A 15,653-nucleotide genomic window follows, 5' to 3' on the forward strand; every position below is an offset into this window, starting at 1 on the left:
GGCTCAGCTGTAGTTGGAGGGGCGCATGTCCGATCTGCCGCGCAAGGCGATCACCCGAACCGCCAAACTCGCGGCGCTGCCTTTGGGATTCGCGGGGCGCGCCACATGGGGGCTCGGGAAGCGGATAGGGGGGCGACCGGCGGAGATGGTCGCGCGTGAGGTCCAGCAGCGCACCGCCGAGCAGATGTTCAAGGTGCTCGGCGAGCTCAAGGGCGGGGCCATGAAGCTGGGGCAGGCGATGTCGGTCTTCGAATCGGCGCTTCCCGAGGAGATCGCCAGGCCGTACCGGGCGGCACTGACCAAGCTCCAGGAGGCGGCGCCGCCCATGCCCACCCGCACGGTCCACGCCCAGCTGGCGGAGCGGCTGGGGGAAGACTGGCGGGAGCTGTTCCAGGAGTTCGAGGACAAGCCCTCGGCGGCGGCCTCGATCGGCCAGGTGCACCGCGCGGTCTGGCACGACGGGCGTGCGGTGGCGGTCAAGGTGCAGTACCCGGGGGCGGGTGAGGCGCTGCTGTCGGACCTCAACCAACTGAGCCGATTCGCTCGGGTGCTGGGCCCTCTGGTCCCGGGGCTCGACCTCAAGCCGCTGATCGCGGAGTTGCGGGACCGGGTGGCCGAGGAGCTGGACTACGAGCTGGAGGCCGAGTCCCAGCGGGCCCATGCCGCCGAGTACGCGGAGGACTCGGAGATCGTGGTGCCCGAGGTGGTGCACCAGTGCGACCAGGTGCTGATCACCGAGTGGATGGAGGGCATACCGCTCTCCGAGGTGATAGCCGAGGGCGGGCCCGAGCAGCGGGACCGGGCCGGGCAGCTGCTGGCGCGCTTTCTGTTCTCGGGGGCGTCCCGTACCGGGCTGCTGCACGCCGATCCGCATCCGGGCAACTTCCGGCTGCTGACGGGTGACGCCCCGGACGGGCCGCCGGAGCAGTGGAGGCTGGGGGTGCTGGACTTCGGCTCGGTGAACCGGCTGCCCGAGGGGCTGCCCGCTCCCATCGGTGTCGCGCTGCGGATGGCGCTGGAGGGCGACGCCAAGGGGGTCTATGCGCTGATGCGCGAGGAGGGGTTCTTCAAGCCCTCGATCGATGTCGACCCGGACGCTCTGCTGGACTTCCTGCTTCCGATGCTCGAACCGGCGCAGGCCGACACCTTCCTCTTCGACCGGAAGTGGATACGCGGCCAGGCGGCGCGGGTGGCCGACCGCCGTTCGCCCGTCTACGAGCTGGGCAATCAGCTCAATCTGCCGCCTTCGTACCTGCTCATCCACCGGGTCACGCTGAGCACGATCGGAGTGCTGTGCCAGCTGGGCGCCACGGTGCGGCTGCGGGACGAACTGGAGGCATGGGTGCCCGGCTTCGCCGCCGACGTGGGGGACGACCCGGAGGAGGAGGCGAAGGCGGCGGAGACCTCGGCCTGAGACGGCCGGGCCCGGGCCCTCACCACCAGGGGAAGTCGAGCCGCCCTTCGATCTCTCTGAGGTCGGCACGGGCACAGTCGTCGCAGAAGTAGCGGCGGGCGCCGTTCTCGAGGGAGCAGGTCCACGTCAACGGCGCACCATCGGCATGAGCACCGCAGCGGGCGCAGACGAGGGTCAGGGTGTCCGATTGCACCGGTTCCGATGTCTTCTGGTCCACCCGGTGACGATAACTCCGCCGACAGGGCCCAGCGGGCAAACGCGCCCTCTCACCCCCGTCCGGGGGGAAGCCGAAGGGCCGGTCCGATCGGACCGGCCCCTGGTGTTCTGTTTCATTTCTCAGTGCATGACCGCCATGGCCAGAGCGCGGCGGGCACGGAGCGAGGCACGCTCGGCCTTGCGCTGCATCCGGCGGGCGGCGGCGAGCCGGAGGGCCCTGCGTTCGGACTCGGCCTCGCGCAGCCGCTCATGCATATGGGCACGAGCCAGGGCTTCTGGGATGAGTTGCATCTCTCGGTTCCTGTTCTGACGCGACTCGGGCGCGCCTGATGTACGGGGTGCGGGGGTTTCGGAGACCGGTGGGGTCATCGTCGGGACCTGATTCATGGGGTCGTGCGTCGCTGGGCGATCGATGGTGCCGAGGGTGCTCATGCCGTGACCGGGTTCTTGCGCGGACGGCCACGCGGCCGCTTGCGGGCCACCACTACGCCCTGGACGAAGAGCTCGCCGCCCCAGACGCCCCAGGGCTCACGGCGGTCTTTCGCCCCGGCGAGGCAGGCCTCACGCAGCGGACAGGTCTGGCACAGGGACTTCGCGTACTCGACGTCGGCCGGGGACTCGGCGAAGAAGACCTCCGGGTCGTAGGAGCGGCACGGTACGGCGACACCCAGGTTCTCGATGGCCTCATCGAGTTCGGTGAGGGCGGTGAGCGGGGTCAAGGAGTCCTCCGAGGAGTCAGGCGGGCGGTTCAGGTCGGTGGCTACGGACGGGGCGTGCGCATTGAGTTGCACGGTGGTGTGTTCCTCGTCTCTTGGTCCGGCTGGTGGCCGGGCTCTGGCAAATCAAAAGGGCCGCGGATCCCGGTGTGGGTTCCGCGGCCCTGGAAGGTGCCGACCTGATTCTGGATCAGGCTGGATAACTCCAGGGTTCGAGCCTGCGGAGGGCCCACTTCTTGTGCTGGTGCTGCTGCTTCGTCCGGGATCCGGCACCATTGGCCGCTTCGGCCGCAAAGGCATAGGCATTCGCCGCCGCCGCTGCCGCTACCGCAGGTGCCTCGATCGGTCGCTCACTGAGACGCGCTGCCTGGGCGCCGGACAGACCGGTGCCAGGGCGAGCGGAGCCGAGCAGGCAGGTGGCGACGACCGAGCGATCGGTCATTTTGATGGTCTTCATGAAGCTGATCATTGGTCTCCGCCTCCTCTCGGCGTCTCAGGGACCGGTCTGGACCAGTCCGGGCTTCTTCAGTACAACACGGATTCCCCGGTTCCCGGAAGGGCCGTCGTTCTCCGTGCTCGGAAGGCTATGGGTACCTGCTCCGCGCGCGCAAACTATTTTTCCGTCGAGTTCCGCCGCGGGTCACCCGGTTGGGTTCCCACGGCCCCGTCGTCCCCCTCGCCGTCGCGTGCCAAAGGGAGTTCCTGACCCGCACACAGCGCGAGAACATCGGCGCCGAACCTGTCGAGTTTCCGTCTTCCGACACCAGAGATGCGGGAGAGCTCCGATTCGGTTCCCGGAACGGCCTCGGCAATCGCCAGCAGCGTCTTGTCGGTGAAGACGCAATAGGCCGGCTGCGCCAGCAGCCCGGCCTGCTCCGCGCGCCAGTCGCGCAACCGCTCGTAGAGCGCCTCGTCCAGCTCGGACGGGCAGCCCTCGCAGCGCATCAGCTTCATCTCGCCCGCGTCGGTCAGGGTGCGGCCGCAGACCCGGCAGTGCACCGGGCCACGACGACGGCGCACCGCACCACCGCCGACCGCACCACCCGCGCCGCGCTCGACGCCGGGGCCGCCGCCCGGCAGCCGCCCGGCGGCGGCCCCGGAGCCCGGCCGCAGCCCGTTCAGAAAGCGGGTGGGGCGACGGGAGGCGCGGCCTCCCGGAGTGCGCGACAGCGCCCACGACAGACTCAGATGACGGCGGGCCCGGGTGACCCCGACATAGAGGAGCCGGCGCTCCTCCTCGATCTGCTCATCGGTCCTGGCGTAAGTGATCGGCATCATGCCCTCGGTGAGACCGACCAGGAACACGGCGTCCCATTCCAGGCCCTTGGCGGCGTGGAGTGAGGCAAGAGTCACACCCTCGACCGTGGGCGCGTGCTGGGCAGCGGCCCGCTCGTCCAGCTCCGCCACCAGATCGGCCAGCGTGGCCCCGGGCCTGGCCCGGACGAACTCCTCGGCGAGCCGGACCAGGGCGGCCAGCGACTCCCAGCGGTCGCGCACCGCGCCGGAGCCCGCCGGGGGCTCCGGCCTCCAGCCGCGGGTGCCCAGCACCGCGCGCACCTGGGACGGGACGTCCTCATCGATGAGGGCCGGGTCGGCGCTCCCGGCACGGGCCGCGCCGCGCAGCAGCAGCCCGGCCTCACGCACCTCGGGCCGCTCGAAGAACCGCTCGGCGCCCCGCATCTGGTAGGGCACCTGGGCATCGGCCAGCGCCTGCTCATACAGCTCGGACTGTGCGTTGACCCGGTAGAGCACCGCGATCTGGCTCGCCGGGACTCCGCCGCCGCCCTCCTCCACCGGCGTGATCAGCTCACGGATCCGGCGGGCGGTGGCCTCGGCCTCGGCGGGCTCGTCCGCATGGGCGGCGTAGACCGGGTCGGGGCCCGGGTCGCGCTGGGAGATCAGCTCCAGCCGGTGCTCGGCGGCCCGGCCGCGGGCCTGGGCGAGCAGCCCGTTGGCCAGGTGGACCACCTGCGGGGTGGAGCGGTAGTCACGGACCAGCTTGACCACGGTGGCACCGGGGTGGCGGCTGCGGAAGTTCAGCAGATGGTCGGGGGTGGCGCCGGTGAAGGAGTAGATGGTCTGGCTGGCGTCGCCGACCACGCACAGGCTCTGGCGGTCGCCGAGCCACAGCTCCAGCAGCCGCTGCTGCAAGGGGCTGACATCCTGGTACTCGTCGACCACGAAATGCTGGTACTGACGGCGCACCTGATCGGCGATGTCCGGCCGCTCCTGGAGCACTCCGACCGTCAGCAGCAGTACATCCTCGAAGTCGATCACGCTGCGGTCGCGCTTCAACTGCTCGTAGGCGGCGTAGATCCGGGCGATCTCGGCGGGGTCGCGCGGGGCCTCCCGGCCGGACTTGGCGGCCGCGGCCGGATAGTCCTCGGGCACGGTCTGGGTGACCTTGGACCATTCGATCTCGCCGGTCACATCCCGCAGCTCATTGCGGTCCAGCCGGACCCGGCAGCGCGCGGCGGCCTCGGCGACCAGCTGCACCTTGCGCTCGAGCAGCCGCGGCACCTCACCGCCGACCGCCTTGGGCCAGAAGTACTGGAGCTGGCGCAGCGCCGCCGAGTGGAAGGTGCGCGCCTGCACCCCACCCGCGCCGAGCTGGCGCAGCCGGCCGCGCATCTCCCCCGCCGCCCGGTTGGTGAAGGTGACGGCGAGCACACTGGCGGGCTGGAGGATGCCCGCCCGGACCCCGTAGGCGATCCGGTGGGTGATCGCCCGGGTCTTGCCGGTGCCGGCACCGGCCAGCACGCACACCGCGCCGTGCAGGGCCGTCGCCACCTCGCGCTGCTCGGGATCGAGCCCCTCGAGCACCGCGTCGGCATCACGCGGGGTGGCCCCGTAGGCACTCGGCGTGGGGCCCTGCGGGAAGAGAGTGGAGGACGTTGCTGCTGTCACCCCGCCATGCTGCCAGTTCCCCTGAGACCCCCGGGCCGGTTGTCCACAGCTGTGGGGGTGCGGTCGTACTTATCCCGGGATTCTGCTGGGCATCCGCCGGGAATCCGGCGGCGGTCCACGGGGACGTCCCGCGGAATCCCAGGAATCCCCGGGAATGGCCCGAGGATGTCGAACGTTCTTCCACTGCCCACCCACCGACCGTCGAGGAGAACGAAACCGATGTCCGGCACTGTGACGATGTACAGCACCACCTGGTGCGGCTACTGCCGCCGCCTGAAGGGCCAGATGGACCGCGAGGGCATCACGTACACCGAGATCAACATCGAGCAGGACCCGGAGTCGGCGGCCTTCGTCGAGAAGGCGAACGGGGGCAACCAGACGGTGCCCACCGTCCTCTTCCCGGACGGCTCGACGCTGACCAACCCCTCGCTGGCCCAGGTCAAGGCGAAGGTCGGGGCCTGACGCCGGGCCCGGCGCCCCGGTCCCGGGCCGGAAACGGCCCCTGACCGGAAACAGCCAAGGTCGCCGGGCTCAGCCCCGCGGACCCCGCGGCAGCGGCTCGCCGTACCAGAGCTCGATCAGCCGGGCCGCGATCGAGATGCCGGACGGAGGCAGCACCTCCCCGCTCTCGATCGCGGCCCGCAGATCGTCCCGGGAGAACCAGCGCGCCTCGTGGATCTCCTCCCCGTCCACCTGGATCCGGGAGGACGTCGCCCGCGCCTTGAAGCCCAGCATCAGGCTGGAGGGGAACGGCCACGGCTGGCTGGCCACGTACTCCGCCTCGCCGACCCGGACGCCCACCTCCTCCGCGACCTCGCGGACCACCGCCTGCTCGATCGACTCGCCCGGCTCCACGAACCCGGCCAGCGTCGAGAAGCGCCCCTCGGGCCAGTGCACCTGGCGGCCCAGCAGCGCCCGGTCCAGCTCGTCCGTCACCAGCATGATCACGGCCGGGTCGGTGCGCGGGTAGTGCTCGGCGCCGCACGCCGGGCAGCGGCGGATGTGGCCCGCCGCCGCGATCACCGTGCGCTCACCGCAGCGTGAGCAGAAGCGGTGCAGCCGCTGCCAGTTCTCCAGCGCCACGGCGTGCACCAGCAGTCCCGCGTCCCGCTCGGACAGCAGCGCGCCCGCCTCGCGCAGCCCCGCGGGCCGTGCCGACTGGTCCATCCGCCCCGGCAGCGAGTCCTTCTGGAGCGCGAAATAGCGCACCCCGTCCTCGTCCGTCCCCAGGAAGTAGCGGTGCGTCTCGGTCAGCGGGGCCTCGAAGGACGGCGTCATGACCAGCTCGGTGCGACCGTCCGGGGTGTCGTCGACCAGGGCCTGGCCGCCGGAGACCACGAACACCCGCGTCGTCGGGTGGCTCCACGCCGCGGCCAGCCACGCCTCGTCCAGGCGGTGATGCGCCGCACGGTCGATACCGCTCGCGGCGCTGAGCGTGATCGGCCGGATGGCGGTGTGGTCGGTCCAGGTGGTCACGGCTGCTTCCAACTCCCCCTGCGCAACGGGTGGTTTCCAATCATCGGTGAGTTACGCCCGTCCATTCTCGGCGAGATCGCCCCAGAGGTACGCGGCGGTTTCGGCGCCCTTCATCAGCAGGTCCAGCTCGACCTTCTCATTCGGCGCGTGCCAGCCGTCGGACGGCACCGAGATGCCCAGGAAGAGCACCGGTGCCCCCAGGGCGTCCTGGAGGTCGGCGGCGGGGCCGGAGCCGCCCTCGCGGGTGAAGCGGACCTTCTGGCCGAAGGCCCGCCCCATGGCCCGGACGACCGACTGGAGGGCGGGGTGGTCCAGCGGGGTCAGACAGGGGCGGGTCGCTCCCCAGAAGGTGATCTCATGGCGGATCCCGGCCGGGAGCCGGCCCGCGACCCAGTCCCGCACGGCCGCCTGGATCTTCTCCCCGTCCTGTCCGGCGACCAGCCGGAACGACAGTTTCAGCTGCGCGGTGGACGGCACGATCGTCTTGCCGCCGGGCCCCTGGTAGCCCCCGGCGATCCCGTTGACCTCAGCGGTCGGGCGGGCCCAGATCCGCTCCAGGGTGGAGTACCCGGCCTCGCCCAGCGCGCCGTGCGAATGCGCCGTGCGCAGCCAGGCGGCCTCGTCGAAGGGCAGCTCGGCGAAGAGATCGCGCTCGCGGTCGGTCAGCTCCACGACACCGTCGTAGAAGCCGGGGACGGCCACCCGACGGTCGGCGTCGTGCAGGGCGGCGGCCAGCCGGGCGGCCTCGGTGGCCGGGTTGGGCACCGCGCCGCCGAAGGACCCGGAGTGGATGTCCTGATCGGGGCCGTAGAGATCGATCTGGCAGTCGGTGAGCCCCCGCATACCGGTGCAGACGGTCGGGGTGTCCTCGGACCACATCCCGGTGTCGGAAACGATCACGGTGTCGCAGACGAGCCGGTCGGCGCGGTCCCGGATCAGCTCGGGGAAGTGCGGGGAGCCGGACTCCTCCTCGCCCTCGATCAGCAGCTTGAGGTTGACGGCGGGTGCGCCGCGGCCGGTCGCCGCCAGATGGGCGCGGACCCCCAGGGTGTGGAAGAGGACCTGCCCCTTGTCGTCGGCGGCGCCCCGGGCGTGGAGCCTGCCGCCGGAGACGACGGGGTCGAAGGGGTCGGTGCGCCAGCCGTCCTCGCGGGCCGCGGGCTGCACATCGTGGTGCCCGTAGACGAGCACCGTGGGCGCGGTCGGATCGCCGGACGGCCACTCGGCGAACACGGCGGGGGCACCGGGGGTCTCCCAGATCTCGGCCACCGGGAAGCCCGTCGCGGTCAGGTGCGCCGCGAGCCACTGGGCGCTGCGGCGGACGTCGTCCGCGCGTGCGGGATCGGCCGAGACGGACGGTATGCGCAGCCACTCGGAGAGCTCGTCGAGGAAGGCTGGGCCATGACCGTCCACAAAGGCGCGGACCGCGTTGTCCGTGTCCGGAGTGTGGCTCATGGCCATGAGCCTATAGGCCCCATCGGGACGAAAGCGGCGCGGCCTCCGGGCCGCTCATGTGTGCTCGCTCTCAGTTACGGAACGGGCGCCGGCGTTGTCGTTTCCGATCACGCCCTCGGCCGTGCCGTCGTTCCCGGCCGTGCCGTCGTTCCCGCCCAGCAGGATCCGTTCCAGCTCCGCGCGGCCGGGCAGGGCGGCCGGGCGCACCACCTCGCCGCTGCGGACGTACAGGAACGCCGCGGAGACCGCCGACAGCGGCAGTCCGTGCTGCTCGGCCCAGGCCAGCCGGTAGACCGCGAGCTGGAGCGGATCGGCGTCCCGGGAGCGGCCGGTCTTCCAGTCGACGATCTCGTATCCGCCGCCCCGGGCGGGCTCGCGGTACACCGCGTCGATCCGGCCGCGGATGGTCCGGCCGGCCAGGGTCAGCTGGAACGGCGCCTCGACGCGGTGCGGGGTGCGCCGGGCGTACGGCGTGCGCGCGAACGCCTCCTTGAGCTCGGCCAGGTCCCGTTCGTCCACGATCCCGGCCCCGTCGTCGCGGCCGTCCGCGCCGTCTTCGGATCCCGGCAGCTCGTCCGGGCCGAGGAAGGGCAGCGGAAGCTCCTCGAAGCGCGACTCGACCCAGGCGTGGAAGCGGGTGCCGCGGCGCGCGGCGGGCTGGGGCGGCCGCGGCATGGGGCGGGCCAGCTCCCGCGCGAAGCCGTCCGGGTCCGCGGCCAGCCGCAGCAGTTGGGACGCGCTCAGCGACAGCGGTACGGGCACCTCGCGCACGGTCGTACGGGCCCGGCGCAGCTCTCCGGCGAGCGCGTCGAGATCGCGGTCCCAGGAGGCGATCAGCCGCTCTTCCTCGGGGGGCAGGGCGGCGTCCTCGGGGGGCAGGGCGGCGTCCTCGGGGGGCAGGGCCGGGTCCTCGGAGGGCAGGGCCGGGTCCTCGGAGGGCAGGGCCGGGACCTCGGGGGGCAGGGCCGGGACCTGCGGCTCCGGGGCGGACGCGGGGGGCGGGCTCGCACCGTCGTACGGGTCCTCGTACGGGTCGCCGTACGCCTCCCGCTCGTACGGGTCCTCCGGCGGCTCGGGCCATTCCGCCGGGTCCTCCGCCCCGGCACCCCCCTCCGGCGCCCGCTTCGCCTCCATCCGCGTCAGATGGCCGAGGACGACGTCGGCCGCGCGGCGGCGGCGGACCAGGGCGACGGGGTCGAGCGGAAGCGGCCACGCGCGGTCGGCCGCGGCCTCCTTCAGGGCCGGGTTCTCCTCACCCTCCTCCGGTTCCGGGGCCCACGCCTCCACCTCTCCGTGGCCGGACTCGCAGTGCTCGCGCAGCTCGTCCAGGAAGGCGGACGGGCCGCGGGGCCGCTTCTGGTTCGGGCCCCACCAGTGGCCCGAGCCGAGCAGCAGCGAACGCGGGCGGGTGAAGGTCACATAGCCCAGCCGCAGTTCCTCGGTCCGCTGGTGCTCCCTCATGGCCTCCTTGAAGGCGGCCAGCCCCTTGCTGTCCCAGTCCGTGACGTCCGGCAGGGTGGCCGCGTCCCCGCGCAGCTCGTGCGGCAGGACCTTGGCGGCGGACGTCCAGGACTCGCGCGCCTGCTCGCTGGGGAACTGCTTGGCGACCAGGCCCGGCACGGCCACCACGTCCCACTCCAGCCCCTTGGACTTGTGGGCGGTGAGCACCTTGACGGTGTTCTCGCCGCCGGGCAGGGAGTTGTCGAGCCCCTTCTCGTACTGGGCGGCCGTCCGCAGGAAGGCCAGGAAGCCCTGGAGGGTGGCCTCGCCCTCCACCGGGGTCTCGCCCTGGCGTCCGGCGAAGGAGGCGGCGATGTCCAGGAAGTTGCTCAGCGTCTCGCGGCGGCGGGCGGCCAGGGCGTGCGGCGAGGCGGACAGTTCGACCTCCAGACCGGTGACGGTCAGCACCCGGTGGAGGACGTCCATCAGCGGATCGCCCAGCGAGCGGCGCAGATCGCGGAGTTCGGCGGCGAGGCGGGCGAAGCGGACGCGGGCCTCGGCCGAGAAGGGCAGCCCGCCGTCCGGTCCGTCCCCCTCGCCGCCGCCGGACTCCGGGAGGCCGGGCTCCAGGAAGGTGTCGAGCGCGTCGGCGAGCGAGATCACCTCGGCGGGGTCGACGCCTTCGACGGCCTCGGCCAGCCTGCGGTCCGGGTCGTCCGCCGCGCCGCCAGGGGCGCCGTAGGCGACCAGCGCCCGCGCCCGCCGCCCCAGCAGCGCCAGATCGCGGGGGCCGATCCGCCAGCGCGGGCCGGTGAGCAGCCGGACCAGCGCGGCATTGGCCGCCGGGTCCTGGAGGACCTCGCAGACGGCCACCAGGTCGGCGATCTCCGGCAGGTGCAGCAGCCCGGACAGCCCGACGACCTCCACCGGGATGTCCCGCTCCACCAACGCGCCCTGGATCTCGGCGAAGTCCCCCGCCGTACGGCAGAGCACCGCGATCTCACCGGGCGGGGTGCCGGTGCGCACCAGATGGGCCAGCGAGTCGGCGAGCCAGCGCAGCTCCTCGGCGTGGGTGGGCAGCAGGGCGCAGCGCACCACGCCGTCCCGCTCGGCCCCGGGGGCGGGCCGCAGCGCATCCACGCCCTCGTGCAGCGTGCGCAGCGGGGCGGCGAGCCCGTTGGCCAGGTCCAGCAGACGGCCGCCGCTGCGCCGGTTCTCGCTGAGCGCGAAGCGGCGGGCCGGTTGGCCGTCGGCGTGCGGGAAGTGCCGGGGGAAGTCGTCGAGGTTGGCCACGGAGGCGCCGCGCCAGCCGTAGATGGCCTGGCAGGGGTCGCCGACGGCGGTGACCGGATGGCCGGTGCCGCCGCCGAAGAGCCCGGAGAGCAGCAGCCGCTGGGCGACGGAGGTGTCCTGGTACTCGTCGAGCAGGACCACGGCGTACTGGTCGCGCAGGATCCGGCCGACCTCCGCGCGGGTGCGGGCGAGGGTGGCCGAGTGGGCGATCTGGTCGCCGAAGTCCAGCAGATCGCGGCGGCGCTTCTCGTCGCGGTACGCCTCGACCAGACCCAGCAGCTCAAGGCGGGCGCGCGCGGTCTCGGGCACCTTGCGCAGGCCGTCGTTGGTCAGCCGCACGCCGTCCAGGGTGCGCAGCAGCTCGGTGTCGTGGCCGCGCAGCCGCTCGGCGGGGACGAGGTGTTCGGCCAGCTCGCCGTCGAGCGCGAGCAGATCGGTGACCAGGTCGGTGAAGGGGCGGGTGAGCGCCGGATACGGACCGGGCGCGGAGCGCAGCACACGCGCGGCGAGCTGGAAGCGGGTGGCGTCGGCGAGCAGCCGGGCGCTCGGCTCCAGGCCGATGCGCAGCCCGTGCTCCTTGAGGAGCTGTCCGGCGAAGGCGTGGTAGGTGGAGATGGCGGGCTCGCCCGGGGCCTCCTCGGCGGCGGCCGGATCCGGGTCGAGGTCGACGACGCCCGCCTTGACGAGCGCGGTGCGCACGCGCTCGGCCAGCTCGCCCGCGGCCTTGTTGGTGAAGGTGAGGCCGAGCACCTGATCGGGCGCGACCTGGCCGGTGCCCACCAGCCAGACCACCCGCGCGGCCATCACCGTGGTCTTGCCGGAGCCCGCTCCGGCGACGATCACCTGCGGAGCGGGCGGCGCGGTGATGCAGGCCGTCTGCTCCGGGGTGAACGGGATCCCGAGCAGCTCCTTGAGCTCCTCGGGATCGGTGATGCGGGCTGACACTCCAGTGAGGCTATCGGTCCCCTCCGACAGTCCGGCGCCACCCTGGGACAGCCATGAACAAGCAGGGACGTAAACGGACATGACGGGACGGGAGCGGAGCGTCCTCCATGGAAGCTCCCAAGCACCGACACCGCGGACGGGCCGCCCCGGGGGGGCGAGGAGGGCGCTCAGTCCACCACGTGGCGGCCCTCCGCGCGGGCGCTGCACGAGGCGCGGAAGGCACAGCGGTTGCAGTGCTCCCCCGCGCTCGGGGCGAACCGTTCGTCCAGGACCCGCCCAGCCGCCGTGGCGAGCAGCTCGCCCACCCACTCCCCGTCCAGGGGCTCCTGGGCCTGCACCTTGGGGACGCCCTCGCCGCCGTCCTTCTTGGCCGCGCCCTGGCGGAGCTGGACCAGCTCCGCGCCGCCCGGCTCCGGACGGTCGCCGTCGAAGAGGCCGTCGACGGCGCCCTCACGCACCGCGAGCTGATAGACCGCCAGCTGAGGGTGGCGTTCGACCGCGCCGCGCGTCACGGCCTGTTTGCCGGTCTTGAAGTCGACGACGTACGCGCGGCCCTCGTCGTCCGCCTCGACGCGGTCCATGCTGCCGCGGATGCGCACCTGGTACGCGTCCGCCTCCAGGGTGACGTCGAAGCCGTGCTCCGATGCGACCGGCGCCCGGCCGCCGCGCTCCATCACGTGCCAGCGCAGGAAGCGCTCCAGCGCGGCCCGCGCGTTCTCCTTCTCCTGCCGTGACTTCCAGGGCGCGTCGAAGGACAGCGCGTCCCACACCGAGTCCAGCCGCTCCATCAGGACGGCGAGATCGGCGGGGGTACGGCCGGAGGCGACCTCGTCGGCCAGGACGTGGACGACGTTCCCGAAGCCCTGGGCGGCGGTCGAGGGGGCGTCCGCCTTGACCTCGCGCCCCAGGAACCACTGGAGCGAGCAGGTGTTGACGAGCTGGTCGAGCGCGCTGCCGGACAGCGCCACCGGCCGGTCGCGGGCGCGCAGCGGAACCTCGCTGTGCGTCGGCTCGTACAGCCCCCACCAGCGGTAGGGGTGGGCCGCCGGGACCAGCGGCTGGCCTTCCTCGTCGCGCAGCGCCGCCAGCCGGGCCAGCCGCCGCGCGGCGGCGTCCCGCAGCGCCTCGGAGACGTCCGGGTCGACGGTGGTGGCGCGCAGCTCGGCGACGAGCGCGGCCACCGACAGCGGGCGGCGCGGGCGCTGGGTGATGTCCACGGGGGTGACGCCCAGCTCGGTCAGGAAGCGCGAGGGCTGGTCCCCGTCGTCGGATGCGGCCTTGACGGCGGTGACCACCAGCCGGTCGCGGGCGCGGGTGGCCGCCACGTAGAACAGCCGCCGCTCCTCGGCCAGCAGCGCGCCCGGCGGCAGCGGCTCGGCCAGTCCGTCGCGGCCGATCCGGTCCGCCTCCAGGAGCGAACCGCGGCGCCGCAGATCGGGCCACAGCCCCTCCTGGACTCCCGCCACGACCACCAGCCGCCATTCCAGGCCCTTGGAGCGGTGGGCGGTCATCAGCCGTACGGCGTCGGGGCGGGCCATCCGGCGCGAGAGGGTATCGGCGGCGATGTCCTGGGCGTCGATCTCCTCGAGGAAGTTGAGCGCGCCGCGGCCGCCGGTGCGCTCCTCCGCGCGGGCGGCGGTCTCGAACAGCGCGCACACCGCGTCCAGATCGCGGTCCGCGTTCCGCCCGGCGGCCCCGCCGCGCTGGGCGGCGCGCTCGAGCCGTCCGGGCCAGGAGGTGCCGTCCCACAGCAGCCACAGCGCCTCTTCGGCGGTGCCGCCCCGGGCCAGCGTCTCCCGCGCGGTGTGCAGCAGCCGCCCGAGCTGCTGGGCGCCGCGCGCGTACGCCGGGTCGTGGACGGCCAGCCGCTCGGGCTCGGCGAGCGCCTCGGCCAGCAGGGTGTCCGAGGGGCGGGGCACGGCCTTGCCCGCGGCCCGCTCCTCCTCGCGCAGCGCCCGGCCCAGACGGCGGAGGTCGGCCGCGTCCATCCCGCCGAGCGGCGAGGCGAGCAGGGTGAGCGCGGTCTCGACGTCGAGGGCGGCGGTGAGCCCGCCCGCGTCCGGCAGCGCGGCCGTGGCGGCGGCCCGCAGCGCCGTCAGCAGCGGGGCCACGGCGGGTTCGTGGCGCAGCGCCATGTCGTCGCCGTCCACCTCGACCGGGACCCCGGCGGAGGTGAGCGCGCGGCGCACCCCCGGGATCGAGCGCCCCCCGGCGCGCACCAGGACGGCCATCTCGCTCCAGGGCACCCCGTCCTCGAGATGGGCGCGGCGCAGGATGTCGGCCACGTTGTCGAGCTCGGCGCCCGCGGTGGGGTACGTGTACGCCTCGACGTGGCCGCCGTCACGGGCGGCGGCCAGCTCCCGGTGGGCGCGCACCGCCTCGGCGGGCAGCCGGGTCAGCGGCATCCGGCGGGTGATCAGCCGGGTGGCTTCGAGCAGGACGGCGCCGGAGCGGCGGGAGGTGGTGAGCACCGCCACGTCCGCGGGTCTGCCGTCCGGCCGCGGAAAGGCGTCCGGGAAGCCGAGGATACCGCCGACGTCTGCGCCGCGGAACGCGTAGATGGACTGGTCGGGGTCGCCGAAGGCGACGAGGGTGCGCCCCTTTGGCATCCGGCGCCCGACCGCCATCCCGTGCCCGCCCCGGGCCGACGCGGTCCGCCCGCCACCGTGGACACCCGCGAGCGCGCGCAGCAGCCGCCCCTGGGCGGCGTCCGTGTCCTGGTACTCGTCGACGAACACCGCGTCGTAGCGCGCGGCCAGCTCGGCCGCCACGCCCGGCCGCTCGGCCAGCAGCACCGCGCGGTGCACCAGCTCCGCGTAGTCCAGCACCCCCTGGGCGTCCAGGACGTCCAGGTACTCGGCGAGGAAGTCCGCCGCGGCGGACCAGTCGGGGCGGCCGGTGCGCGCCGCGAAGTCCCCCAGGGCGCGCGGCCCCAGGCCCAGCTCCCGGCTGCGGGCGAGCACGGCGCGCACCTCGTCGGCGAAACCGCGGGTGGTCAGGCAGGCGCGCAGTTCGTCGGGCCAGCGGGCGAACGCCCGCCCCTCGCGCTCCAGCTCGGCCTGGCCCGCGAGCAGCTCGCGTACGGCGACGTCCTGTTCGGGTCCGGAGAGCAGCCGCAGCGGGTCGGCAAACAGATCGGCGTCCTGATGGGCGCGGACCAGGGCGTAGCAGAAGGAGTGGAAGGTGGTGGCCTGCGGAGCGGTGGCGCCGCCCATCCGCGCGGCCATCCGGTCGCGCAGTTCGACGGCGGCCTTGCGGCTGAAGGTGAGGACCAGGATCCGTTCCGGGTCCGCGCCGTCCCGCGTCCGGCGGGCCACCGCCTCCACGAGCGTCGTGGTCTTGCCGGTGCCCGGCCCGGCAAGGACGAGCAGCGGTCCGCCCGGATGCTCAACCACAGCGCGCTGCCGTGCGTCCAGGACAGGCGGGGCAGCGGGCTCCGGCCGGTGACGGACCAGGCGGTACCTGCTCGGGGACGGCGGCCGTGGGGAAGGCTGCCGTGCCTGCCGCTGCCGCGGGAGGGACGAGGAGGAGGAGCTCACGTGGATCGCCGGTCCTGGTGGGTTGGCTGGGTGCGGGACAGCCTCTCATGTGATGCGGAACGTCACCGGGAGACCTGTGGATATCTCCACGCCCCCGCCGCGCCCCCGCCGATGCCCGCGGAGCGGCGGCACCCGGGGAGCGGGCCCGCGCCGCGGGGACGCGCGGGGAGCGGGCCCGCGCCGCGGGAATACGTACGGGCCGGGCTCACGCCGCAGGGTGCGTACGGGCCGGGTCAGCGCCGCAGGGATGCG

Annotated in this window: 11 protein-coding genes; 2 read left to right on the top strand and 9 right to left on the bottom strand. The window is 73.6% G+C overall.

The window, feature by feature from the left end; genetic code table 11:
* The first annotated feature begins 25 nt into the window (after window positions 1-25).
* The gene (locus HUT19_RS13725) at window positions 26-1,414 is read left to right on the top strand and encodes an AarF/ABC1/UbiB kinase family protein (protein ID WP_176180752.1); all 1,389 of its coding nucleotides are present in this window, start codon (window positions 26-28) and stop codon (window positions 1,412-1,414) included.
* Between the two features lie 19 nt (window positions 1,415-1,433).
* On the opposite strand, the gene HUT19_RS13730 is transcribed toward HUT19_RS13725, so the two are convergent.
* From HUT19_RS13730 to HUT19_RS13750, 5 genes are all read right to left on the bottom strand, one after another.
* Window positions 1,434-1,631, bottom strand: coding sequence for a hypothetical protein (locus HUT19_RS13730; RefSeq protein WP_176180753.1), 198 nt, complete (start codon window positions 1,629-1,631; stop codon window positions 1,434-1,436).
* A 119-nt stretch (window positions 1,632-1,750) separates the two neighbouring features.
* Window positions 1,751-2,062 (bottom strand): hypothetical protein, encoded by a 312-nt coding sequence (locus HUT19_RS13735; protein WP_176180754.1) that lies wholly within the window; start codon window positions 2,060-2,062, stop codon window positions 1,751-1,753.
* Window positions 2,059-2,421, bottom strand: a complete 363-nt coding sequence (locus tag HUT19_RS13740; protein ID WP_176180755.1) for a WhiB family transcriptional regulator — start codon at window positions 2,419-2,421, stop codon at window positions 2,059-2,061. Before HUT19_RS13740 ends, HUT19_RS13735 begins: the two co-directional genes overlap by 4 nt.
* Window positions 2,422-2,536: 115 nt before the next feature.
* Window positions 2,537-2,815: a hypothetical protein gene (locus tag HUT19_RS13745; protein WP_176180756.1), complete on the bottom strand. Its 279-nt coding sequence runs from the start codon at window positions 2,813-2,815 to the stop codon at window positions 2,537-2,539.
* 143 nt (window positions 2,816-2,958) lie between these two features.
* A complete protein-coding gene (locus HUT19_RS13750) occupies window positions 2,959-5,253 on the bottom strand; it encodes an ATP-dependent DNA helicase UvrD2 (protein ID WP_303331874.1) in 2,295 nt (764 codons plus the stop codon).
* A 219-nt stretch (window positions 5,254-5,472) separates the two neighbouring features.
* Here HUT19_RS13750 and HUT19_RS13755 point away from each other — a divergent pair, with 219 nt between their 5' ends.
* Window positions 5,473-5,715: a mycoredoxin gene (locus tag HUT19_RS13755; protein ID WP_176180757.1), complete on the top strand. Its 243-nt coding sequence runs from the start codon at window positions 5,473-5,475 to the stop codon at window positions 5,713-5,715.
* 69 nt (window positions 5,716-5,784) lie between these two features.
* Here HUT19_RS13755 and nudC read toward each other — a convergent pair whose 3' ends face one another.
* The 4 genes from nudC to HUT19_RS13775 all read right to left on the bottom strand — a co-directional run bounded on the left by nudC (window position 5,785) and on the right by HUT19_RS13775 (window position 15,317).
* The gene (gene nudC / locus HUT19_RS13760) at window positions 5,785-6,729 is read right to left on the bottom strand and encodes an NAD(+) diphosphatase (RefSeq protein ID WP_176180758.1); all 945 of its coding nucleotides are present in this window, start codon (window positions 6,727-6,729) and stop codon (window positions 5,785-5,787) included.
* Between the two features lie 51 nt (window positions 6,730-6,780).
* On the bottom strand, window positions 6,781-8,184 hold the full coding sequence (locus HUT19_RS13765; RefSeq protein ID WP_176180759.1) for a M20/M25/M40 family metallo-hydrolase: 1,404 nt from the start codon (window positions 8,182-8,184) through the stop codon (window positions 6,781-6,783).
* 54 nt (window positions 8,185-8,238) lie between these two features.
* Complete coding sequence (locus HUT19_RS13770) at window positions 8,239-11,862, bottom strand: ATP-dependent DNA helicase (RefSeq protein ID WP_176180760.1); 3,624 nt, start codon at window positions 11,860-11,862, stop codon at window positions 8,239-8,241.
* 167 nt (window positions 11,863-12,029) lie between these two features.
* Window positions 12,030-15,317 carry an ATP-dependent DNA helicase gene (locus tag HUT19_RS13775; RefSeq protein ID WP_254886161.1) on the bottom strand — a complete coding sequence of 1,096 codons (3,288 nt, stop codon included), beginning with the start codon at window positions 15,315-15,317 and terminating at the stop codon, window positions 12,030-12,032.
* Between the last annotated feature and the right edge of the window lie 336 nt (window positions 15,318-15,653).

The organism is Streptomyces sp. NA02950 (assembly GCF_013364155.1).
In the GTDB taxonomy this organism is placed as follows: Bacteria; Actinomycetota; Actinomycetes; order Streptomycetales; family Streptomycetaceae; genus Streptomyces.

Bases quoted from the DNA above. Each gene is read 5' to 3' on its own strand.
- HUT19_RS13725 (WP_176180752.1), top strand. From the start codon at position 26: ATGTCCGATCTGCCGCGCAAGGCGATCACCCGAACCGCCAAACTCGCG.
- HUT19_RS13745 (WP_176180756.1), bottom strand. From the start codon at position 2,815: ATGATCAGCTTCATGAAGACCATCAAAATGACCGATCGCTCGGTCGTC.
- HUT19_RS13755 (WP_176180757.1), top strand. From the start codon at position 5,473: ATGTCCGGCACTGTGACGATGTACAGCACCACCTGGTGCGGCTACTGC.
- HUT19_RS13735 (WP_176180754.1), bottom strand. From the start codon at position 2,062: ATGAGCACCCTCGGCACCATCGATCGCCCAGCGACGCACGACCCCATG.
- HUT19_RS13765 (WP_176180759.1), bottom strand. From the start codon at position 8,184: ATGAGCCACACTCCGGACACGGACAACGCGGTCCGCGCCTTTGTGGAC.